This window comes from uncultured Microbacterium sp. (assembly GCF_964244775.1).
Lineage (GTDB): Bacteria > Actinomycetota > Actinomycetes > Actinomycetales > Microbacteriaceae > Microbacterium.
This window is the reverse complement of record NZ_CAXTJR010000001.1, coordinates 959,595-982,212: the sequence shown is the minus strand read 5'-3', so window position 1 is coordinate 982,212 and position 22,618 is coordinate 959,595. Positions and strand designations below refer to the sequence as shown.

Sequence of the window (22,618 nt, the reverse complement as noted above, 5' to 3'; positions counted from 1 at the left end):
TCGCGGCTATAGCGTGTTTTCATGACCACTCAGCTCGAGAAGGCACAGTCCCTGTCCGCCCTGCACGCTGCCCCCGAGATCCTCCGGGTCATCAATATCTGGGATGTCATCTCGGCGTCAGCCGTCGCCGCCTTGCCGCAGACGAAGGCGCTCGCGACCGCCGGCCACTCGATCGCCGCCTCCTACGGTTACCGCGACGGCACGATTCCCCTCGACCTCTCGCTCGGCATGATCAGCCGCATCGTCGAGTCGACCGACCTGCCGGTGACCGCTGACCTCGACGACGGCTACGACGAGCCCGGCGACACCGTGCGTCGCGGGATCCAGGTCGGGGTCGTCGGAGCCAACATCGAAGACCGCCTGCGTCCCCTCGACGAATCGGTCGCGCGCGTCGAGGCTGTCATCCGCGCGGGGGAACTCGAGGGTGTGCCGTTCGTACTGAACGCCCGGACCGACGCGTTCGTACGGGCGGGCGACCGGCCGCTGGACGAGTCGATCGCCGACGCGATCGAACGCGGTCGCGCCTACCTGGATGCCGGTGCCAGCCTCGTGTTCATCCCGGGCGTCCTCGATGCGGACGTCACCCGCCGCCTCGTCGAGGGGATCGGGGAGCGCAAGATCAGCGTCATCGGCCTGCCGGGTGCACTCACCGCCGCGGAGTACGGGGCGCTCGGCGTCGCCCGCATCTCGTACGGTCCGCTGCCGCAGCGCGTCGCCCTGACGGCGCTCCAGGATCTCGCCATCGACCTGTACGGCGACGGTGTGATCCCCGACTCGATGCGCGCCCTCAACTGAGCGCCGGCTCACACGATGCTCTCGCCCTGATCGGGAGGCCTACGCTGAAGGAGTACCGAGCGGGTCGGGAGGCTCCTGTGGATCAGCCGCTTAACGACGACGTCACCGCGCGGCCCCGGCCGTGGCTGAGCTCTTACGCGGAGGGCGTTCCCACCGACATCGACGAGGTGACCGAGACCCTCATCGACATGCTGGACGGCGCCGTCGCCCGCTTCGGCCGTCGGGTCGCCCTGGAATTCTTCGGGGCCGAGACCACGTACGACGACCTCGGGCTTCAGGTCCAGCGAGCCGCGGAGGGCCTGCGCCTGCTCGGAGTGACGAGCGCCGATCGCGTCGCGATCGTGCTGCCCAACTGCCCCCAGCACGTCGTGGCGTTCTACGCTGTGCTGCGCCTGGGCGCCATCGTGGTGGAGCACAATCCGCTCTACACCGCGCGCGAATTGCGCCACCAGTTCGAAGACCACGGCGCCACGGTCGCGATCGTCTGGAACAAGGTCGCCGACCTGGTGGCGGAGATGCCGGACGACGCGCGCCCGACGCGGATCGTCACGGTCGATGTCACCCGTGCACTCCCGTTCGCCACCCGTTTCGCCCTCCGGCTCCCGGTCGCGAAGGCACGGGCCTCGCGTGCGGCGCTCACCGCCCGGCCGAAGGCGAAGGGCCTGGTCGAGTGGGAACACGTCGTCGGCGGCAAGAAGCTGTCGACGCGGATGCCGCGGCCCACCCTGGATGACACGGCGCTGCTGCAGTACACCAGCGGCACCACCGGCGCGCCCAAGGGGGCGATCCTCACGCACCGGAACCTCCGGGCCAACGCGGCGCAGGGGCGCGCGTGGGTGCCCGGACTCCATGAGGGCGAGGAGATCTTCTACGGGGTGCTGCCGCTGTTCCACGCCTACGGCATGACGCTGTGCCTGACGTTCGCGATGAGCATCGGCGCGCGGCTCGTGCTCTTCCCGAAGTTCGACCTCGACCTCGTCCTCGCGGCGGCCAAGAAGTCGCCGCCCACGTTCCTCCCCGCCGTTCCGCCGATCTATGACGCCCTGGCGCGCGCCACCGGACGAAAAGGCGTCGATCTGACGACCATCCGGTTCGCGATCTCGGGTGCGATGAGCCTGCCGGTCCAGACCGTCACCCGATGGGAGGAGGTCACCGGAGGACTACTGGTCGAGGGATACGGCATGACCGAGACCTCTCCGGTGGCACTGGGCAATCCGATCGGGCCCTCCCGTCGGCCCGGGACGGTCGGAGTGCCGTTCCCGAGCACCGATATCCGCGTCGTCGACCCCGAGCATCCCGAGACCGACGTGGAGCAGGGTGAGCCGGGCGAGCTGCTCATCCGCGGGCCTCAGGTCTTCCAGGGCTATTGGAAGCGTCCAGATGAGACCCACGCGGTGCTCCTGGAAGGCGGGTGGCTGCGCACGGGCGACATCGTCACCGTATCTCCCGACGGCTTCGTGACGGTGGTCGACCGCATCAAGGAGCTGATCATCACCGGCGGCTTCAACGTGAGCCCGTCGGAGGTGGAGGAGGCGCTCCTCGGGCATCCCGACGTCGAGGCGGCCGCCGTCGTGGGTCTCCCGCGCAGTGCGGGCGGCGAGGAGGTCGCCGCCGCGGTGGTCATGCGCGCCGGCGCCGAGTTCGACCCGGGAGCGCTGCGCGACTACTGCCGGAAGCACCTGACCGCCTACAAGGTTCCGAAACGGGTCGTTCGGGTGCAGGAGCTCCCGCGCTCGCTCATCGGCAAGGTCCTGCGCAGGACCGTGCGCGACGAACTCACTGCGGCTGGCGCGGAGGCGGCCGCCCCGCAATCGAAGGAGGGCTGATCGTATGGCACGCATCATCATCATCGGCGGACACGGCAAGGTGTCGCTCCTGCTCGCTCCCCTTCTCGTGGAGCGCGGCGATCAGGTCACCTCGGTCGTCCGCAACCCCGAGCACGTCGATGACATCGCGGCGACGGGGGCAGCAGTGGCGGTGGCGGACATCGAACGACTCGACGTCGCAGGCATCGCCGACGTGATCGCCGGCTATGACGCCGTCGTGTGGTCGGCCGGCGCAGGCGGCGGCAGCCCCGCGCGCACCTACACTGTCGACCGCGACGCGGCGATCCGGACGATGGATGCCGCGCACGACGCGGGGGTCGCGCGGTTCGTGATGGTGTCGTACTTCGGCGCGAGCCCCGATCACGGCGTGCCGCCGGAGAACTCGTTCTTCGCCTACGCCGAGGCGAAGGCGGCGGCCGACGAGCATTTGCGCGCCAGCTCGCTCGAGTGGACGATCCTGGGGCCCAGCGGTCTCACGCTCGAACCTCCGACGTGGCGGATCGACGTCGACGCCGGCGAGTCGGCGACGGTGTCGCGGGCGGACGTCGCCGCCGTGATCGCGGCGACCCTGGCGGATCCGTCGACCGTGCGGCGCAGCATCCGCTTCAATTCCGGCGATGTGCCGATCGCCGAGGCGATCGCGCGGGGCTGATCGGCAGACGCACGATGAGCGCCGAGGCCGACCTCGCCGAGTACGCAGACCTCCTCACGGAGCGGCGGCGAGAGCTCGAAGCTGCCCTCGATGCGGGCGACCGGCGCGTCGATGCGATCCGTTCGGCGCGTTCGGACACGCCCGCCGACGACGAGCACGACCCCGAGGGCTCGACGCTGTCGGGGGAGTGGTCGGCGGCGGTCGGGGTGCGCGATGCGGCACAGCGGGAACTGGCGCAGATCGCGTCGGCCGAGGCACGGATGGATGCCGGGAACTACGGCGTGTGCGAGATCTGCGGCTCCGAGATCCCGCGCGACCGACTGCGCGCACGACCGGCGGCTGCGCGGTGCGTGCGCTGTGCGGAGCGGTGAGGGCTCGACGTCAGGCGGTCGCGCGCACGAGGTGGAACACGGCGATCTTGCGACCCGCGCGTTCCTGGTAGGTGGCGAAAGACGGACTTGCGGCGAGGAATCGCGCCCAGCCGGCGTCGTGGTCTGCTCCATCCAGCTCCGCGGCGACCGCGTCCACCGTGGCCGTGCCGGTCTCCACGGCGGCGCGGGGGTTCACCCGCAGGTTGTGCGCCCATCCGGGCTCCTCGGGGGCCCCACCCTTGGAGGCTGCGACCAGCCAGCCATCGTCGGTCGGCAGGCCCATCAGAGGGCTCACCCGTTCGGCACCGGTCTTCGCGCCCGTCGTGTGCAGGAGTACCAGGCGGTCGCCGAACCCTGCCGTGGTGACCTGGCCGCCGTTGGCGCGGAACTCCTCGATGATCATGCTGTTGAAATCGCTCATGCCGTTCAGCCTAGGAGCCGGGCGGGCCCCCGGGCGGCAGCATCCGGCGATCGCGGCGGTGGTCCGCGTCGAGGCTGCGTCTTGATGCACCCCATTAGGCTCGAAGGATGCTTGCCACCGTCATCCACGCCGCCCGTGACATCCGTGTCGAAGAGGTCGCCGATCCGACGCTCTCCACCGGAGCAGACGCGATCGTCCGCGTCGTCGCGGCGTGCGTGTGCGGCTCGGACCTGTGGCCGTACCGCGGCGTCACGCCGACCGAGCATCCGCACCGCATCGGTCATGAGTTCGTCGGCGTCGTCGAGGCGGTCGGCCCGCAGGTGGAACGGGTGAAGGAGGGTGACTTCGTCATCGCCCCGTTCTACGTGTGCGACGGGACGTGCGCGAACTGCCGGAACGGCGTGAGCACCTCGTGCCTGAGCGGCGGATGGTGGGGAAGCGACGACAAGGTCGGCGGATTCGCCGATGGCGGCCAGGGCGAGCGCGTGCGCGTGCCGCTGGCGGACGGCACCCTCGTCGTGGTGCCCGGTCCGGTGTCGGAGGACGAGATCCCCGGGCTGCTGACCCTCAGCGATGTGATGGGGACCGGTCATCACGCGGCGGTCTCGGCCGGCGTTTCGGCGGGCGATAAGGTCGCGGTTGTCGGAGACGGTGCCGTCGGGCTGTGCGCGATCATCGCCGCGAAGCGACTCGGCGCGACCACCATCATCGCGATGTCGCGGCATCCGCAGCGCCAGGCGCTCGCCCGTGAGTTCGGTGCGACCCACGTCGTCGAGGAGCGCGGCGACGCCGGGGTCGAGGCCGTGCGTGCGCTGACGGGTGGGATCGGCGCTGACCGGGTGCTGGAGTGCGTCGGCACCAAGGAGTCGATGGACCAGGCCCTGCGCTCGACCCGCCCCGGCGGAATGGTCGGCTATGTCGGAGTCCCCAACGGCGGACCCGAGCTGCCCATCGGGCCCATGTTCAGCCGCAACGTGGGCGTGAACGGCGGGGTTGCGCCCGTGCGCGGCTACATCGAGGAGCTCCTTCCCGACGTGCGCTCCGGCGCGATCACGCCGGGACTCGTCTTCGACCTCGTACTCCCGCTGGGCGAGGCCGCCGAGGCGTACGCCGCGATGGACGAGCGGCGCGCCACGAAGGTCATGCTGCGGCCGTAGCGGTACGGATGCGAGAGGGATGCTGTCGCCCGGTCAGGTCAGTGCGGCCCGGGCGAACTCGCGGAGACCGTCGGGCACGATCCACGCCCCCTCGTCTGTGCGAGCCAAGCCGAGCGGGGCGAGCGTGCGGATGAGCGGCGCCAGCTCGGCCAGCAGGCGAGATTTCTGCGCGTCTCGGTCTGCCTCGCTTGGTTCGGACAGCACCAGCGACCCCCGATGCTCCGCGCGCCACCTCTCATAGGGCGATGGCTGGACGAATCCCTCGTCCCGGCCCACGTAGAGGTCCAGCGACCGTTCGCGCCAGCGGCGGTCGTAGCCGGGCCAGCTGCGGTCGTAGCCGAGCCAGCCGCGGTCACCCGCGATGAGCTTCGTCGCGGCGATGATCCGTGACAGTCCGGCATCCGAATCGTCTGCGAGGCTGCCATCCGCCAGCGCGAGGAGGAACAGCGTATTGGTGAGTTCGTCTCCTCCCGGCATCCGCCGACGCAGCAACTGGGTCGCCATGAGCTGCCAGAGCTGCAGCGGGTGAGCATGGGCATCCTTCGCGGCCCGGGGCGCATGCAGTCGACCGCGCCGGAGATACAGGAGCCCAAGCTGCTTGGCGGCGGCGACGAGTGGGCGGACCGCGTCGAGGCCTCCGGGCAGGTTCTCCGTCGCGTCACGGACCACCGGACCGGGAAGGGACCCGTCCGCGAATGCAATGCCGTCATCGCCGGCGGCGGTGACGAGCCAGTGGAAGGGACGGACGAGAGCGGCCGCGTCGTCGCGGGTCACGACAGCCGGCATCCGCACAGCGGATCGCTGGATGTGGCGACGCAGACCCGGTCGATTCGATTCGGGAAACTGGCGTACGAGATACTCCAACGGTGGCAGGTGCCAGTTGTCGTAGGTGGATTGATTCCTGCGGCGTCCAGCGAAGTGCTCCGCGAAGCGGGAGCGGGCGTCGTCCACGTCGAACTCCGCGGGATCGAATCTCGCCCACGGGCCGACAGCTCTGTCGAGCATCTCCCGGAGGGCGATGTGATCGTCGTGAGCGGTCTCTTCGAGAATCCGCAGCCAGCCGTCGTACGTCGCGGCGTCAGGGCAACCCGACAGGGGGGCGCGGTTCGCGCCGTCAGTGAGAGCGACCCGGGGTGAGCTCGGCTCCAGAACAGCATCCTCGTACGCGTCGACGCGACATGACCAGAGGGTGCTCGCCTGCCACGAGTAGAACAACGGATTTGCGATGTGCACGACGTTACCCACAGTGACCGAGGACTCATCCTCGACGGTCGGGTCGCGCAGATCGATCATCGTCCACCGGTTGCCCCATCGCGTCGCTGAGCGGGTCCGCACCATTCGATATGGATCGGCGGAGAAGGGCGGCCAATCGCGCCCGGCCGTCAGGCTCTCATCCAGTCCCACTTCTCCTGCGGACGTGCTCCGAAAGAGGTGGTGGGCGTCCATGTCACCGTCGAATGCCAGCTGGATGGCTTGATGCAGCTCGCTCAACGGGGCGTACTTGTCGATGATGATGTCGCGCCAGACCGCCGGATCGATGCCGAGGAGTGTGAGGCGCAGCCGGACGACGACGCGCGGACGAGGTGATTTCATGTCACGAAGCTAAGTTGCGGGCGCCGTTGGTTCGCCTGCGTCCAGCCGGATGCGTGGAAAGGTGCCGGTCGAGGTTCGATTGGGGAGGAAGGCCGAAAGACTCAAAGATAAATACTATAGAAAGGCTTGACTCGTCCCAAGAAAAGCGTCATGATAGACGAAGAGATTCCAATCGGGTAAGAGATCCAACGCTGGCGGCGAAGTGAATGAAGGCGCATCAACGCGCTGCGGAGTCTGAATCCATTCACTTCTGCGTATGCGAGATCATGTCCTCCACCCACGACGACCTACCCGACTCGGAGGGATCGTCCACCGCATCGCTGGTGGCGACCCTTCTAGACGCGCGGTCGGTGAAGTGCGCTCTCGAAGCGCTCGAGATCTCCACTCTTGCGGCGGCCGCAGCCGTCGTGGCCGAGCAGACCGCTCAGCTCCGCACCAACGCCGCGCGTGAGGCGGAGATCCCCGAGCGCGTGATGGTGGCCGAGATCGCCGCCGCCACGAACGCGAGCGAGCGCACAGTCCAGCGTCAGCTGAGGGATGCCGAGGATCTCTGTGCACGATTCGCTCCGACAGTGGTGGCCCTCCGCCAAGGTCGCATCTCAGGTGCACAGGTCAGAGTGATCCATGAGGCCGGCCATGCGATCGAAGATGCCGATGCGCTCGCAGAATATGAGAAGCTCGCGATCGCACGTGCGCTGACGATGACTCCTGGCCGCCTTCGCCCGATCCTGCATGTGCTCGCCGCCCGAGTGAATCCGCGCTCGATCGATGTGCGCCACGCCGAGGCACGCGCGGACCGAAGTGTCTGGCTCGTCGACCTGCCCGACGGGATGGCGGATGTCACGCTGCGGACGGAGGCGGTGCTGGCTCACGGGATCTTCGATCGCCTGACACAGCAGGCGCAGGCGGTCATCACAGCACGGAGAGCGGATGCCGGCATTGAACTCGGCGACGAGCCACCGTCGCCCGGCGACGAGAGCGCGGATACCCGCACGATGAACGAATTGCGTGCCGACGTCTGCGCTGATCTGCTGCTCACCGGCACGCCGGAGTCCTGCATCGCGGGCGACGGTCTCTCCGCAATCCGCGCCGTGGTCCAGGTGACTGTGCCGGTGCTGACGGCCGCCGGCACCGGCGGAGAGCCCGCCGTCCTCACCGGCCACGGCCCGATCGATACGGGCACCGCTCGAATCCTCGCGGGCGGAGCGACAGGGTGGGAGCGAGTCATGACGTCACCGGTCACGGGCGCCGTCCTTGCCGTCGATCGATACCGTCCGAGCAGCGATCTGGTCCGATTCCTTCGAGCGCGGGATGAGCACTGCCGATTCCCCGGGTGTCGGATGCCGGTGTGGCGCTGCCAGATCGACCACACGATCGAAGCGGCGCGCGGCGGACCGACATCCGAACGCAATCTCGAGCATCTCTGCCAGGGACACCATACGATCAAGGGCGCGACGGCATGGGCCGTCGTGCAGCTGCCGGCAGGGGTGCTGGAATGGACGAGCCCGATCGGGCGGAAATACGTCGACAGGCCAGACCCGACGCTGAGATTCGTCCCCGATCCTCCTGTCCGCACGCTCCTCAACTCGTGGCGCACGGCCGAGCCGGACGACCCGATCTGGCACGAATCGTGATCCGTCATGGACTGCGAGACGGGTCAGGGGAACGCGAGGATCGCGTCCCCCCACCCGGCGCGGAGTGCGGCGTCGAGATCGGGGATGACCGCATCGACGGTGTCGACCACAAGAGTCTTGCGGCTCTGGATGTCGTACGGCGCCCAGGCGACAGCATCCTGCGCGTCGGGGGACAGCCCGTGGGCGAACGCCGTCCACCGCGAGCGGAGGCGAGCCGAGATGCGCTCCGCTGTGCGGCGGCCGCCGAGCAGGAACGTGGGGTCGCGCCTGCCGGTCGGGAAGTTGCCCCAGACGTAGGGCAACTCCGCGCCGTGCGTCGCGCCGAGCCCGATCGCCTCGAGCGCGCGGGTCGCGTGATCGAACCGATACAGCCACACTGGTGCCACCGCGCTGTGGCCCTCGGCGATCCAGATCGTCGGAAGACGGAACGCGATGTCGCGGGCGATCCCGAGCCCGAGGAGCTTCTGTCGGACACCTTCGTAGCTTCCGAGCACCGCCTCGCGCGAAGGCAGCTCCACAGTGGGGTTCTCCGTCCGCATCGCGGCGAACATCCGCTCGATGTCGGTGCGGGTGATCGGCATCAGCGGACTCTTCATGAAGCGGAAGAACGACGCCTCGTCGCGGTTGGTGCCGATCATCAACGGCACCGGCAGCGCGCGACCCTCCTTGAGCACGGTGGCCGGGGCTTCGGGCACCAGATCGCCGTCGATGACGGGCGCGAACGCGAGCGTCCCGGGGGTTTCGGTCGGCACGGCGGCATAGACCGCCGTGGCGGCGCGCACGATCTCATCGACGGATACGGAACGGACGGATGCCGGATCCGCACCCACTTCGCGAAGGAACCGCTCGGCGACAGCGCGAGCGCGCGCGGGTCCGTAGACGCTCGTGGCGGGCGAAGACTCGGCGATCGCCCGCTCGAACAGGCCCGCGGCGCTCGGAGTGGCCAGCAGGGTGGTGACCAGCCCGCCGCCGGCGGATTCGCCGAAGATCGTCACACGCGACGCATCGCCGCCGAACCCCGCGATGTTGTCCTGCACCCAGTGCAGCGCGAGCAGGATGTCCTTCAGCGCGAGGTTGCCGTCGAACTGCTGATCCACGGTGCTGAACGACGACAGGTCGAGGAATCCGAGGGCGCCGATCCGGTAGTTGACCGTGACCACGATGACACCACCCGACTCCACCAGCGCCGACCCGTCGTACAGGGGCTGGCTTGACGCCCCGAACGTGTACGCGCCGCCGTGCAGCCACACCATCACCGGAAGCGCGGCGTCGGAGGCGCCCGCGGGGCGCCACACGTTCAGGAACAGGCAGTCTTCGTCCTGCCGGGCACCCGGGCCCAGCACGAGCGCCGGATTCGTCAGCTGCGGGGCGACGGCACCGAATGCCGTCGCGTCGACCGGATCGGCGGCCGGCGTCGCGCGGACCGGATCACGCCAGCGGAGGTCTCCGACGGGCGGCGCCGCGTAGCGGATGCCCCGGAACACGTCGACAGGGCCGAGACCGCTGCCCACGAACTCGCCCGCGGCACAGCTGACGTGGGGGGATGCCTCGGCCATGGTTCCTCGCTCGCCTCGTGTATCGGTCACCCTGCCCGGCTGCAGGAACATTCCAGTCGTCCCGGGCGTTCTGGTACTCTAGAGCGTCACTCGTGTGGCCCACTTGCCGCGTCTTGCTTGCCAGGATGTGGTTGCTCCGACTCTGTGACATCGCACAATCAATCCACCCGCTTCGGTCCGAAGCATCCGCTCGCGCGCGTGTGCAGCCGAAGCCCGACACCCCAACCCACAAGGACAACCGACTACATGACTACCGCAACGACCGCCCCGGCCACCAAGCAGGTCGCCATCAATGACATCGGATCTGCTGAGGACTTCCTGGCCGCGGTCGAACTGACCCTCAAGTTCTTCAACGACGGCGACCTCATCGAAGGAACCGTCGTGAAGATCGACCGCGACGAGGTGCTCCTCGACGTCGGGTACAAGACCGAGGGCGTCATCCCTTCGCGCGAGCTCTCCATCAAGCACGATGTCGACCCCAATGAGGTCGTCAAGGTCGGCGACGCCGTCGAGGCACTCGTTCTCCAGAAGGAGGACAAGGAAGGCCGCCTCATCCTGTCCAAGAAGCGCGCGCAGTACGAGCGCGCCTGGGGCGACGTGGAGAAGATCAAGGAGACCGACGGTGTCGTCACCGGCTCTGTGATCGAGGTCGTCAAGGGTGGACTCATCGTCGACATCGGCCTGCGCGGCTTCCTGCCGGCGTCGCTCATCGAGCTGCGCCGCGTCCGCGACCTGACGCCGTACCTCGGCCAGGAGATCGAGGCCAAGATCCTCGAGCTCGACAAGAACCGCAACAACGTCGTGCTCTCGCGCCGCGCCCTGCTCGAGCAGACGCAGTCCGAGTCGCGCACCACGTTCCTCAACAACCTGCACAAGGGTCAGGTCCGCAAGGGCACGGTCAGCTCGATCGTCAACTTCGGTGCGTTCGTCGACCTGGGCGGCGTCGACGGCCTCGTGCACGTCTCCGAGCTCTCGTGGAAGCACATCGAGCACGCCTCCGAGGTCGTCGAGGTGGGCCAGGAGGTCACCGTCGAGATCCTCGAGGTCGACCTCGACCGCGAGCGCGTCTCGCTGTCGCTCAAGGCGACGCAGGAAGACCCGTGGCAGGTGTTCGCCCGCACGCACGCGATCGGTCAGGTCGCTCCGGGCAAGGTCACCAAGCTCGTTCCGTTCGGTGCTTTCGTGCGCGTCGCGGATGGCATCGAGGGCCTCGTGCACATCTCGGAGCTCTCCGGCAAGCACGTCGAGCTCGCCGAGCAGGTCGTGTCGGTCGGCGAAGAGGTCTTCGTCAAGATCATCGACATCGACCTCGAGCGTCGTCGCATCTCGCTGTCGCTCAAGCAGGCCAACGAGGCGATCGACCCGTTCGGCACCGAGTTCGACCCGGCGCTGTACGGCATGGTCACCGAGTACGACGAGAACGGCGAGTACAAGTACCCCGAGGGCTTCGACCCCGAGACCAACGCCTGGAAGGAAGGCTCGGACGAGGCCCGCGAGAAGTGGGAGCAGGAGTACGCCGCTGCTCAGGCTCGCTGGGAGCAGCACAAGACTGCTGTCGCCAAGGCCGTCGAGGCCGAGGCCAACGCCCCCGCGATCGAGTCGAACTCGAGCTTCTCGTCCGACGTCGCGGCGTCGACGAGCGGTGCTGGCGGCGGAACCCTCGCCGACGACGAGGCTCTTGCGGCACTCCGCGAGAAGCTCTCGGGTCGCTGATCCACTGAGATCCTGATGTCGCGTCGCTGACGCACATCCACGCAAGGGCCGGAACCCTCGGGTTCCGGCCCTTCGCCGTGCCATGGGCACGGAGTGTCGGTGCTCCGGCCTACCGTCGACCCGTGCCCCCCGATTCGTCGCGCCCCTCGTGCATCATGAGCGACGGATGCCGGGGCTCGGTGCCGCCGGATGCGCCCCTGCCGCTGTGCGAAGGACACCTGGTGATCGCAGCCGAGTGGGCCGATGCGGCCTTCGGCATCACCGATGTGCTTCCCTCGCCGTGCCGGCTGTGCGGCTCCAGGATCGGGGTGCGATACCCGTCCGGGTGGCTCTGCGCCGTCTGCGAGTGGCGGCACGGCGACATCGTCGACGGCGAGCTTCCGCCGCCGCGCGTCGACGTCGTCTACTACCTCCGGTTCGACGATCGCGTGAAGATCGGCACGACGGCAAACCCCCGGCAGCGGTTCGCGGCGATCCGCCACGATGAGCTCCTCGCCTTCGAGCGAGGCGATCGCCGGCAGGAGCATCGCCGGCATCTCCAGTTCGCCGAGGAGCGCTTCGGCGCCACCGAATGGTTCCGGCTGTCCGACGGGCTCCGCGCGCACATCGACGGCGTGCGCGCCGGGGTCCTCGACCCGTGGGAGCTGCACACGCGATGGGTCAGCGAGGCGATCGCGCTGCGCGGGTGACCTGCGTGTGGCCGCGGTACGCGGACGGCGAACGGATGCGGTGATCCCAGCATCCTCGAATCCTCCGGCCCTACTGTGAGGAGTCCCACACGACGGAGGACTCCATGGGATTCTGGGACCGCCTGCTCGGCAATGACGACACCGCCAGCCAGGCTCAGCCGCGCACCACCGCGTACGAGCGGCCGACGCAGCCCGCCAACCGACCGCCGCGCAGCGAAGACGAGATCGCGATCGAGCGCTACCGGTATCTGCTGCGGACGGCTCCGCCCGAGACGATCGAGCAGGTGCACGCGGAGGCGTTCGCGAAGCTCACCGAGCCGCAGCGCCAGCAGGTGCTCGCCGATCTGTCCGCCGGGCTGACGGGCGCGGAGCGGCCCACCTCCACCGACCCGCAGTCGATGGCGCGCGCGGCGACGCGAGCCGAGTCGACGAATCCGGGCTTCATGGAGCGCACGCTCGGCGGCGGTGGCGGCGGGGGATTCGGCGGCGGCGGACGCCAGGGCCCGAGCTTCGGCTCGATGGTGGGCTCATCGATCCTCGGCACGGTCGCGGGGTACGTGATCGGCTCGGCGCTGGTCAGCGCGTTCATGGCCCCCGCGTTCGCGTCCGATCAGGGCTCCGGCGACGGCTCCACCGATGGCTCCACCGACGCCGGCACCGAAACTGGCGCTGCGGATACCGGCGCTGCGGATGCTGGAGCCGCCGATGCCGGTGCCGCCGACGGGGGCTGGGGTGGCGGAGACCTCGGTGGAGGCGACTTCGGCGGAGGAGATTTCGGCGGTTTCGACGGATTCTGAGTCCGGCGCCCCCTCCGGGACGGGCCGGGTCGTGACATCCTCGAGTCATGCCCCTCGTCGCACTCACCGGAGGCATCGCCTCGGGGAAATCCACGATCGCCCACCGACTCGCCGAGCACGGCGCGACGATCGTCGACGCTGATGCGATCGTGCGGGATGTGCAGCAGCCTGGATCTCCGGTCGTCGCCGCCCTGGCGGCGGAGTTCGGCGACGACATCCTCGATCCCGACGGAGCGCTCAATCGCCCCGCCCTCGGCGGGCGCGTGTTCGGCGACGCCGGGGCGATCGGTCGCCTCAACGCGATCGTGCACCCGGCCGTGCGCATCGAATCGCAGCGCCGCATCACGGCGGCTCTGGCAGCGGATCCCGCCGGGGTGGTCGTGTACGACGTGCCGCTGCTCGTGGAGGCGCGGGCCGACGATCCGTGGGAGCTCATCGTGGTGGCGCACGCTCCCGCCGAGGTGCGCGCGCGCCGGCTCGTCGAGATCCGCGGGATGACCGAAGCGGATGCCGCGGCCCGCATCGCCTCGCAGGCCTCCGATGATGCGCGGCTCGCGATCGCCGACGTCGTCATCGACACCTCGGGCGACATCGACCAGACGATCAGGCAGGTCGATGAGCTGTGGGTCTCGCTGCCCGAACGGATCGCGGTGCGCGCCGGCCGCTGAGCGCCATCCGCGCTCGGCGAACGCGGGCCTCGATGTCGGAGGCCGCGCCTACGCTGGAGGGATGCAGGCAACGCGTTCGGTCCGCCCTTTCGAGGTCGTCAGCGAGTACGTGCCGAGCGGTGATCAGCCGCAGGCGATCGCCGAGCTCGCGGCGCGCATCAACGCCGGCGAGACCGACGTCGTGCTGCTCGGCGCCACCGGTACGGGCAAGTCGGCTACCACCGCCTGGCTGGTCGAGCAGGTGCAGCGCCCCACTCTCGTGCTCGCCCACAACAAGACGCTCGCCGCTCAGCTCGCGAACGAGTTCCGCGAGCTCATGCCGAACAACGCGGTCGAGTACTTCGTGAGCTACTACGACTACTACCAGCCCGAGGCCTACGTGCCCCAGACCGACACTTTCATCGAGAAGGACTCGTCGGTCAACGCCGAGGTCGAGCGGCTGCGCCACTCCACCACCAACTCGCTGCTGAGCCGCCGCGACGTCATCGTCGTCTCCACCGTCTCGTGCATCTACGGCCTCGGTGCTCCCGAAGAGTACATGCGCGCGATGGTCGCACTGCAGGTGGGGGAGCGCTACGACCGCGACGCCCTGATCCGCAAGTTCATCTCGATGCAGTACAACCGCAACGACGTCGACTTCTCGCGCGGCAACTTCCGCGTTCGTGGCGACACGATCGAGATCATCCCCGTCTACGAGGAATACGCGATCCGCATCGAGCTCTTCGGCGACGAGATCGAGGCGCTCTACATGTTGCACCCGCTCACCGGCGATGTCGTGCAGAGGCTCGAATCGGTGCCGATCTTCCCGGCATCCCATTACGTCGCGGGCACCGACACCGTGCAGCGCGCGATCGGCACGATCGAGATCGAGCTCGAAGCGCGCCTGAAAGAGCTCGAATCGCAGAACAAGCTCCTCGAGGCCCAGCGTCTGCGGATGCGGACGACGTTCGATCTCGAGATGCTCCAGCAGCTCGGCTTCTGCTCCGGCATCGAGAACTACTCCCGGCATCTCGACGGCCGCGCCCCTGGGGAGGCGCCGCACTGCCTGCTCGACTTCTTCCCCGACGACTTCCTCGTGGTGATCGACGAGTCGCACGCCACGGTGCCGCAGATCGGCGCGATGTACGAGGGGGATGCCTCGCGCAAGCGCACCCTCGTCGAGCACGGGTTCCGGCTTCCGAGCGCGCTCGACAACCGCCCCCTCCGCTGGGACGAGTTCAAGAACCGCGTCGGTCAGACCGTCTACCTCTCCGCGACCCCCGGCCGCTACGAGATGGGCATCGCCGACGGCATCGTGGAGCAGATCATCCGCCCCACCGGCCTGATCGATCCGCAGATCGTCGTGAAGCCCTCGAAGGGTCAGATCGACGATCTGCTCGAGCAGATCCGCATCCGCGTCGAGCGCGACGAGCGCATCCTGGTCACCACACTCACGAAGAAGATGGCCGAAGAGCTCACCGACTTCCTCGGCGAGCACGGCGTCCGGGTGCGCTACCTCCACTCGGACGTCGACACGCTCCGCCGCGTGGAGCTGCTCACCGAGCTGCGCGCCGGCGTGTACGACGTGCTCGTCGGCATCAACCTGCTCCGCGAGGGTCTCGACCTGCCCGAGGTGTCGCTCGTGGCGATCCTCGACGCCGATAAAGAGGGGTTCCTTCGCAGCGGCACCTCGCTGATCCAGACGATCGGCCGCGCAGCCCGCAACGTGTCAGGCGAAGTGCACATGTACGCCGACAACATGACCGATTCGATGCGCAATGCGATCGAAGAGACCGACCGCCGCCGCGACAAGCAGATCGCGTACAACCTCGAGCACGGCGTCGATCCGCAACCGCTGCGCAAGAAGATCGCCGACATCACCGAGGCACTCGCCCGCGAGGGCGCCGACACGAAGGCCATGCTCTCGCGCGGCGGTGGCGCCGGCGCGACTGGCAAGGGCAAGTCGCCGACCCCTGGTCTGCGGCGCACTGGTATCGCCGCGGACGGCGCCAACCAGCTGGAGGCGACGATCGCCGACCTCAGCGACCAGATGCTGGCGGCGGCAGGAGAACTCAAGTTCGAGCTGGCCGCGCGCCTGCGCGATGAGGTGCAAGACCTCAAGAAGGAGCTGCGGGCGATGGAGCGCGCCGGGCACGCCTGACGGGCCTACGACACCCGCACCGTTCGGCTCACGGGCAGTGCATGAGGGGCTTCGGGCCCGACCTGTCGAACGTGTGCAGCGACATCGGCCGTCCGCACAGCGGGCAGGCCCGCTCGGTGCGGTCGGGTTCCGGCGTCGTCTCATACGGCCCCACCGCTGCGGGGCCGGCAGCACGGATGAGCGTGGCGTTTATCCACGCATACCACCCGCCCGCGTCGCGCACCCGCTGACGCAGCGTGGAGCGCGGGGCGGGAGCATCCGGAGTCGTCATGTTCATTAGTGTACTAACTAATCGTGCAGATAGGATCGTTTCATGGCGACTCGCGACGACCTGCTGAAACTCGACAACCAGGTGTGCTTCGCCATCGTGACGGCGGCACGCAACGTGGTGTCGATCTACCGCCCGATCCTCGAGCCGCTCGGGCTCACGCATCCGCAGTATCTTGTGATGCTCGCCCTGTGGGAGCGTGCGCCGCGATCGCTGGGCGACCTCGCCGACGAGCTCGCGATGGAGTCGGCGACGCTCTCGCCGCTGGTCAAGCGGCTCGAGGCGCAGGGCCGCCTCACGCGGGCGCGACGCGCGGCGGACGAGCGCATCCTCGACATCGATCTCACCGACGAAGGCCGTTCCCTCCGCTCTCAGGCGCTGGAGGTGCCCGGTCAGGTGATGCGCAGCGTCGGAATAGATGCTGCGCAGCTCGCAGCCCTCCGCGACGGCCTCGGGCCGTTCGCCGGCGGCGTGTCCGCCCGCACCGGCGTCTCCGCCCGTACCCGCCGCACGGCCGCCCACGCCGGCTGAGCCCAGAGCGAACCCGGGGAGCGGTGTCGGAGGCCGCGCCTACAATTGACCAGTGCCTATCGTCCCCGTCGCCGCGCCCGGAAAACTCAGCGTTCGCGGTGCTCGCGTCCACAATCTGAAGAACGTCGACCTCGACATCCCCCGCGATTCGCTCGTCGTGTTCACGGGGCTGTCGGGCTCGGGCAAGTCGAGCCTCGCGTTCGACACGATCTTCGCCGAGGGCCAGCGCCGCTACGTCGAATCGCTGAGCGCGTACGCGCGCCAGTTCCTCGGCCAGGTCGATCGGCCCGACGTCGACTTCATCGAGGGGCTGAGCCCGGCGGTGTCGATCGACCAGAAATCGACGAACCGCAACCCCCGCTCGACGGTGGGGACGATCACCGAGATCCACGACTACATGCGTCTGCTCTGGGCCCGCATCGGCGTGCCGCACTGCCCCGAGTGCGGCGCCGTCATCCAACGCCAGACCGTCCAGCAGATCGCCGACCAGCTCATGGAGCTGCCGGACAAGACGCGCTACCAGATCGTCGCCCCCGTCGTCTCGCAGAAGAAGGGCGAGTTCGTCGACCTGTTCCGCGAGCTGGGCGCCAAGGGATACGCGCGCGCGATCGTCGACGGCGAGCCCATCCAGCTCGCCGAGCCCCCGGTGCTCAAGAAGAGCTACAAGCACGACATCGCCGTCGTGATCGACCGGCTCGTGGCGAGCCCCGACATCCTCAGCCGCGTCACCGACTCGGTCGAGACGGGCCTGGGTCTTGCCGGCGGCCTCGTGCAGGTCAACTTCGTCGACGAGGAGGGGGATGCCGCGTGGCAGTCGTTCTCCGAGAAGCTCGCCTGTCCCAACGGACACCCGCTGCAGCTGACCGAGATCGAGCCGCGCACGTTCTCCTTCAATGCGCCGTTCGGGGCGTGCCCGACGTGCTCCGGCCTCGGCACCCGCATGTCCGTCGACGTCGAGCTCATGCTCGGCGATGATGCCCTCTCGATCCGCGAGGGTGTGCTGATCCCGTGGACCACCCAGGGCAAGGGCCTGTTCCAGTACTACGAAAGACTGCTGGAAGGACTCGCCGACGACCTCGGCTTCTCGCTGGACACCCCGTGGCGCAAACTCCCCGTCGCGATCCAGGAAGCGGTCCTCCGTGGCGAGGACTACAAGGTCACCGTGCGCTGGAAGAACCGCTACGGGCGCGAGATGCGCTACGCGTCCGGCTTCGAGGGCGTCGTCCCCTACATCGAACGGCAGTACAACAGCGCCGAGTCCGACACGCAGCGCCAGCGCTGGTCGGAATACCTGCGCGAGGTGCCCTGCGCCGTCTGCAACGGTGATCGCCTCAAGCCCGAAGTGCTGGCCGTGCTCGTGCACGGGCACTCGATCGCGGATGCCTCGCGCCTGAGCCTCGCGGACGCCCGCGACTACTTCGCCCGCCTCCAGCTCACCGATCGCGAGGCTCAGATCGCCGCGCAGGTGCTGCGCGAGATCCGGGTGCGCCTGGACTTCCTCATCCAGGTCGGGCTCAACTACCTGAACCTCAGCCGCGCCGCCGCGTCGCTGTCCGGCGGTGAGGCGCAGCGGATCCGGCTGGCCACCCAGATCGGATCAGGACTCACCGGAGTGCTGTACGTCCTGGACGAGCCGTCGATCGGCCTGCATCAGCGCGACAACCGCCGGCTCATCGAGACCCTGGTGACCCTGCGAGATCTGGGCAACACCCTGATCGTCGTCGAGCACGACGAGGAGACGATCCACGCCGCCGACTGGATCGTCGACATCGGCCCCTACGCCGGGGTGGCCGGCGGCAAGGTCGTCCACTCCGGTCCGTTGGATGCGCTGCTTACCGAGCGCGAGTCGCTGACTGCCGATTACCTCTCGGGTCGCCGTGAGATCCCCACCCCGAAGAAGCGGCGGCGCTTCGATCGCAGCCGCAAGATCACGGTCGTGGGGGCGCGCGAGAACAACCTCAAGAACGTGACGGTCGACTTCCCCCTGGGCGTGCTCACCGCGGTGACCGGCGTGAGCGGTTCGGGCAAGTCGTCTCTCGTGAACGACATCCTCTACGAAGTGCTCGCCTCGCGCCTGAACGGTGCCCGCCGGGTGCCCGGCAAGCACACCCGCGTCACCGGCACCGACGACCTCGACAAGGTCGTGCACGTCGACCAGGGTCCGATCGGCCGCACTCCGCGCTCCAACCCGGCGACCTACACGGGCGTCTTCGATCGGGTCAGGACGCTGTTCAGTGAAACCCCCGAGGCCAAGGCGCGCGGCTACCAGCCCGGGCGCTTCAGCTTCAACGTCAAGGGCGGTCGCTGCGAAGCATGCGCCGGTGACGGCACGATCAAGATCGAGATGAACTTCCTCCCCGACGTGTACGTGGACTGCGAGGTCTGCCACGGCAAGCGGTACAACCGCGACACCCTCTCCGTGCACTACAAGGGAAAGAACGTCGCCGAGGTGCTCGAGATGCCGATCGAGGAGGCCGCCGACTTCTTCGAGCCCATCCAGGCGATCCACCGGTACCTGAAGACCCTGGTCGACGTCGGACTCGGATACGTGCGTCTCGGCCAGTCCGCGACCACTCTTTCCGGCGGCGAAGCGCAGCGCGTCAAGCTCGCGACCGAACTCCAGCGGCGCAGCAACGGTCGCAGCATCTACGTCCTGGACGAACCGACGACCGGTCTGCACTTCGAAGACGTACGGCGCCTCCTCGAGGTGCTGGGCGGCCTGGTCGAGAAGGGCAACACGGTCATCGTCATCGAGCACAACCTCGATGTGATCAAGTCCGCCGACTGGATCATCGACCTGGGTCCTGAAGGCGGCGCCGGCGGGGGAGAGGTGCTCGCCACCGGCACTCCCGAGCAGATCGCCCGTGTCGAGAGCAGCTATACCGGTGCCTTCCTCGCGGAGGTGCTCGGCACGCAGGCGGCCCGCAAGGCGGGCTGAGGTGGCTGATCTCGAACGGACGTCGCACCTCTCGTATCGGCCCAAGCCCGGCGAGATCCCGACCAACCCGGGCGTCTACCGGTTCCGTGACGCCGACGGCCGGGTGCTGTACGTCGGCAAGGCCAAGAATCTGCGCGCGCGCCTGTCGAACTACTTCGCACCGCTGCGGTCGCTGCACGAGCGCACCAGGCGGATGGTCACGACCGCGGCGTCCGTCGAATGGACGGTCGTGGCGAGCGATGTCGACTCGCTGCAGCTCGAGTACATGTGGATCAAGGAGTTCGATCCGCCGTTCAACGTGCGCTACAAAGACGACAAGTCCTACCCGTTCATGGCCATCACGCTGGCCGACGAGGCGCCCAGGGTCATCGTGACGCGCAACAGGCGGATCAGCGGGGCCAAGTACTTCGGCCCGTACCCGAAGGTCTGGGCAGTCCACGACACGATCGATCTGATGATCAAGGTGTTCCCGATCCGCACGTGCAGCGACGCGTCGTACAAGAAGGCCATGCAGACCGGTCGCCCGTGCTTCCCCGGACAGATCGGCCGATGCGGGGGTCCGTGCTCGGGAAAGGTGTCGATCGAGGAGCACCGCGCCATCGTCGACGACTTCATCGCGTTCATGTCCGGCGGAGACCAGCGGTTCACGAAGGCGCTCACGCAGCGGATGCGGGAGGCCTCCGCCGCAATGGACTACGAGGCCGCGGCGACCTACCGCGACAAGCTCCGGTCGATCGACGCGGTGCTCAACCGCAGCGCCCTCGTGCTGGCCGAAGACACCGACGCCGACCTGTTCGGCATCGCGGAGGACGAACTGGCCGCCACCGTGCAGCACTTCGTCATCCGCGGCGGACGCGTCCGCGGCGTCCGCGCTCTCACGATCGAGAAGGAACTCGACATCGGCGGCGCCGACCTGGTCGATCAGGTGCTGCAGCGCACGTACGGCGATGCCGCCGCCGCCGACATCCCGCGACAGGTGCTCGTGCCCGCCCTTCCCGAAGACGCGGCAGACCTCGAGGAATGGCTTCGCGACAGGCGTCAGCGGCCGGTGACCATCCAAGTCGCCCAGCGAGGGCGGAAAGCCGAGCTCATGCGCACGGCATCGCTGAACGCGCAGCAGGCCCTCATGCTGCACAAGACCCGCCGCACCAGCGACTACGTCGCGCGCGCGCAGGCCCTCACCGACCTCCAGGAAGCGCTCGGACTCGTCGAGGCACCGCTGCGGATCGAATGCTTCGACGTGTCTCACCTGGGTGGAACCAACGTCGTGGCATCGATGGTGGTGTTCGAGGACGGACTCGCCCGCAAAGACCAGTACCGGTCGTTCTCGATTCCCGAGACCACCGACGACACCGACTCGATCTACCAGGTGCTCACGAGGCGACTCGCCTATGTCGACCGTGCGGAGGAGCCCGACGAACTGCCCGACCCCTTGACCGCGGCGGTCGCGGACGGCGACGTCGTCACGACCCGCAAGCGGCCGCGGTTCGCGTACCGTCCTCAGCTGCTGGTGGTGGACGGCGGCAAGCCGCAGGTCGAGGCGGCGGCCCGCGCGCTCGCCGACGCCGGTCATGAGGAGATCGCCCTGTGCGGGATCGCCAAGCGCCTCGAGGAGGTTTGGCTTCCCGGAGAGGACTTCCCGGTGATCCTTCCGCGCACGAGCGAGGCGCTCTATCTGCTGCAGCGGCTGCGCGACGAAGCGCACCGTTTCGCGATCACGCACCAGCGCAAGAGGCGGCGCCGCGACATCGGCAGTGTGCTGTCGGAGGTGCCGGGGCTGGGTGATGCCCGCATCAAGGCGCTGCTGCGCCATTTCGGCTCGGTCGCGGCCCTCAAGAACGCGGCACCCGATGAGATCGCCGAACTTCCCGGCATCGGCCCGAAGCTCGCGGTCGCGATTCACGACCACCTCGCGACTCACTAGGCTGGGGGGCGACGACGGGGGTGGTCATGACCGACGCAGCACGCCAACCGGGCGAAGTGCTCATCGTCACGGGGATGTCGGGTGCCGGCCGCTCGACGGCAGCCGATGCGCTCGAAGATCTCGACTGGTATGTCGTCGACAACCTGCCTCCGCAGATGCTCCGCCCGCTCCTGGAGATCACCGAGCTCGCCGCCAGTGCGCTGCCCAAGGTCGCCGTCGTGGTGGATGTGCGGGGCCGCGACCTGTTCGCCCAGCTTCCCGAGGTCACCAGGGTGCTGCGCGATGCGCGGCAGGTGCGGGTGCTGTTCCTCGACGCGTCCGACGAGGTGCTCGTCAGGCGCTTCGAAGCGGTGCGCCGACCCCACCCGCTGCAGGGCGAGGGCACGATCATCGACGGCATCCGGCTGGAGCGCGAGCGGCTTGCGCCGATCCGTGAGAGCGCCGACATCATCATCGACACGTCGAACTACAACATCCACCAGCTCTCCAGCCAGGTCGTCGAACTGTTCGCGGTCGAGGATGCACCGCGCCACACGATGACGGTCATGAGCTTCGGCTTCAAGTACGGCCTCCCGACCGATGCCGACCTCGTCGCCGACATGCGATTCCTGCCCAACCCGTTCTGGAACGAGGATCTGCGGGCACTCACCGGCGAGGACGAGAAGGTACGCGAGTACGTGCTCGCGCAGGAGGGTGCAGAGGAATTCCTCGACGCGTACGCAGCCGCCCTGGGCCCGGTGCTGCAGGGGTATCAGCGTGAGAACAAGCGCCACTCCGTCGTGGCCGTCGGCTGCACGGGGGGCAAGCACCGCTCGGTGGTGATGGCCAAGGAGCTCGCCGCCCGTCTCGCCGAGCAGCCGGGCGTGGCCGTGCGCACCACTCATCGCGATCTCGGTCGCGAGTAGGCTGGAGCGTCGTTCCCCGCCCGCGCATTGCGACGCGGCG

Annotated in this window: 19 protein-coding genes; 15 read left to right on the top strand and 4 right to left on the bottom strand. The window is 68.5% G+C overall.

Translation table 11 applies throughout. The features are described 5' to 3' along the window. The first annotated feature begins 21 nt into the window (after positions 1-21). The 4 genes from ACFE6Z_RS04735 (at position 22) to ACFE6Z_RS04720 (ending at position 3,644) form a co-directional block, all read left to right on the top strand. The gene (locus ACFE6Z_RS04735) at positions 22-795 is read left to right on the top strand and encodes an isocitrate lyase/phosphoenolpyruvate mutase family protein (protein ID WP_375384513.1); all 774 of its coding nucleotides are present in this window, start codon (positions 22-24) and stop codon (positions 793-795) included. 77 nt (positions 796-872) lie between these two features. Continuing rightward, positions 873-2,621, top strand: coding sequence for a long-chain-fatty-acid--CoA ligase (locus ACFE6Z_RS04730; RefSeq protein ID WP_375384512.1), 1,749 nt, complete (start codon positions 873-875; stop codon positions 2,619-2,621). Between the two features lie 4 nt (positions 2,622-2,625). Continuing rightward, positions 2,626-3,273 (top strand): SDR family oxidoreductase, encoded by a 648-nt coding sequence (locus tag ACFE6Z_RS04725; protein WP_375384511.1) that lies wholly within the window; start codon positions 2,626-2,628, stop codon positions 3,271-3,273. 14 nt (positions 3,274-3,287) lie between these two features. Further along, positions 3,288-3,644 (top strand): TraR/DksA family transcriptional regulator, encoded by a 357-nt coding sequence (locus ACFE6Z_RS04720; protein WP_375384510.1) that lies wholly within the window; start codon positions 3,288-3,290, stop codon positions 3,642-3,644. 10 nt (positions 3,645-3,654) lie between these two features. Here the strand turns inward: ACFE6Z_RS04720 and ACFE6Z_RS04715 are convergent, their stop codons facing one another. After that, positions 3,655-4,065 carry a nitroreductase/quinone reductase family protein gene (locus ACFE6Z_RS04715; RefSeq protein ID WP_375384509.1) on the bottom strand — a complete coding sequence of 137 codons (411 nt, stop codon included), beginning with the start codon at positions 4,063-4,065 and terminating at the stop codon, positions 3,655-3,657. Between the two features lie 107 nt (positions 4,066-4,172). On the opposite strand from ACFE6Z_RS04715, the gene ACFE6Z_RS04710 reads away from it, so the two are divergent. Next, positions 4,173-5,222: a zinc-dependent alcohol dehydrogenase family protein gene (locus ACFE6Z_RS04710; RefSeq protein ID WP_375384508.1), complete on the top strand. Its 1,050-nt coding sequence runs from the start codon at positions 4,173-4,175 to the stop codon at positions 5,220-5,222. A 33-nt stretch (positions 5,223-5,255) separates the two neighbouring features. On the opposite strand, the gene ACFE6Z_RS04705 is transcribed toward ACFE6Z_RS04710, so the two are convergent. Continuing rightward, complete coding sequence (locus tag ACFE6Z_RS04705) at positions 5,256-6,815, bottom strand: hypothetical protein (protein WP_375384507.1); 1,560 nt, start codon at positions 6,813-6,815, stop codon at positions 5,256-5,258. Between the two features lie 266 nt (positions 6,816-7,081). Between ACFE6Z_RS04705 and ACFE6Z_RS04700 the strand changes: the two genes are divergently transcribed. Further along, positions 7,082-8,449: a DUF222 domain-containing protein gene (locus ACFE6Z_RS04700; protein WP_375384506.1), complete on the top strand. Its 1,368-nt coding sequence runs from the start codon at positions 7,082-7,084 to the stop codon at positions 8,447-8,449. 23 nt (positions 8,450-8,472) lie between these two features. Here the strand turns inward: ACFE6Z_RS04700 and ACFE6Z_RS04695 are convergent, their stop codons facing one another. After that, a complete protein-coding gene (locus tag ACFE6Z_RS04695) occupies positions 8,473-10,005 on the bottom strand; it encodes a carboxylesterase/lipase family protein (protein ID WP_375384505.1) in 1,533 nt (510 codons plus the stop codon). 246 nt (positions 10,006-10,251) lie between these two features. On the opposite strand from ACFE6Z_RS04695, the gene rpsA reads away from it, so the two are divergent. The 5 genes from rpsA to uvrB all read left to right on the top strand — a co-directional run bounded on the left by rpsA (position 10,252) and on the right by uvrB (position 16,012). Then, positions 10,252-11,718: a 30S ribosomal protein S1 gene (rpsA, locus tag ACFE6Z_RS04690; protein WP_375384504.1), complete on the top strand. Its 1,467-nt coding sequence runs from the start codon at positions 10,252-10,254 to the stop codon at positions 11,716-11,718. A gap of 155 nt (positions 11,719-11,873) precedes the next feature. Next, positions 11,874-12,407 (top strand): GIY-YIG nuclease family protein, encoded by a 534-nt coding sequence (locus ACFE6Z_RS04685; RefSeq protein WP_375384656.1) that lies wholly within the window; start codon positions 11,874-11,876, stop codon positions 12,405-12,407. Positions 12,408-12,511: 104 nt separating this feature from the next. Next, on the top strand, positions 12,512-13,204 hold the full coding sequence (locus ACFE6Z_RS04680; RefSeq protein WP_375384503.1) for a hypothetical protein: 693 nt from the start codon (positions 12,512-12,514) through the stop codon (positions 13,202-13,204). A 47-nt stretch (positions 13,205-13,251) separates the two neighbouring features. Further along, a complete protein-coding gene (gene coaE / locus ACFE6Z_RS04675) occupies positions 13,252-13,872 on the top strand; it encodes a dephospho-CoA kinase (protein WP_375384502.1) in 621 nt (206 codons plus the stop codon). A gap of 61 nt (positions 13,873-13,933) precedes the next feature. Continuing rightward, positions 13,934-16,012, top strand: a complete 2,079-nt coding sequence (uvrB, locus tag ACFE6Z_RS04670) for an excinuclease ABC subunit UvrB (protein ID WP_375384501.1) — start codon at positions 13,934-13,936, stop codon at positions 16,010-16,012. A 28-nt stretch (positions 16,013-16,040) separates the two neighbouring features. On the opposite strand, the gene ACFE6Z_RS04665 is transcribed toward uvrB, so the two are convergent. Further along, the gene (locus ACFE6Z_RS04665) at positions 16,041-16,283 is read right to left on the bottom strand and encodes a hypothetical protein (protein ID WP_375384500.1); all 243 of its coding nucleotides are present in this window, start codon (positions 16,281-16,283) and stop codon (positions 16,041-16,043) included. A 42-nt stretch (positions 16,284-16,325) separates the two neighbouring features. On the opposite strand from ACFE6Z_RS04665, the gene ACFE6Z_RS04660 reads away from it, so the two are divergent. Genes ACFE6Z_RS04660 through rapZ form a run of 4 tightly spaced genes read left to right on the top strand, consistent with a single transcriptional unit; the run spans position 16,326 to position 22,578 of the window. Continuing rightward, on the top strand, positions 16,326-16,811 hold the full coding sequence (locus ACFE6Z_RS04660; RefSeq protein ID WP_375384499.1) for a MarR family winged helix-turn-helix transcriptional regulator: 486 nt from the start codon (positions 16,326-16,328) through the stop codon (positions 16,809-16,811). A gap of 52 nt (positions 16,812-16,863) precedes the next feature. Then, positions 16,864-19,749, top strand: coding sequence for an excinuclease ABC subunit UvrA (uvrA, locus tag ACFE6Z_RS04655; RefSeq protein ID WP_375384498.1), 2,886 nt, complete (start codon positions 16,864-16,866; stop codon positions 19,747-19,749). A 1-nt stretch (position 19,750) separates the two neighbouring features. After that, positions 19,751-21,673 carry an excinuclease ABC subunit UvrC gene (uvrC, locus tag ACFE6Z_RS04650; RefSeq protein WP_375384497.1) on the top strand — a complete coding sequence of 641 codons (1,923 nt, stop codon included), beginning with the start codon at positions 19,751-19,753 and terminating at the stop codon, positions 21,671-21,673. A gap of 26 nt (positions 21,674-21,699) precedes the next feature. Next, complete coding sequence (gene rapZ / locus ACFE6Z_RS04645) at positions 21,700-22,578, top strand: RNase adapter RapZ (RefSeq protein ID WP_375384496.1); 879 nt, start codon at positions 21,700-21,702, stop codon at positions 22,576-22,578. Positions 22,579-22,618 lie beyond the last annotated feature (40 nt).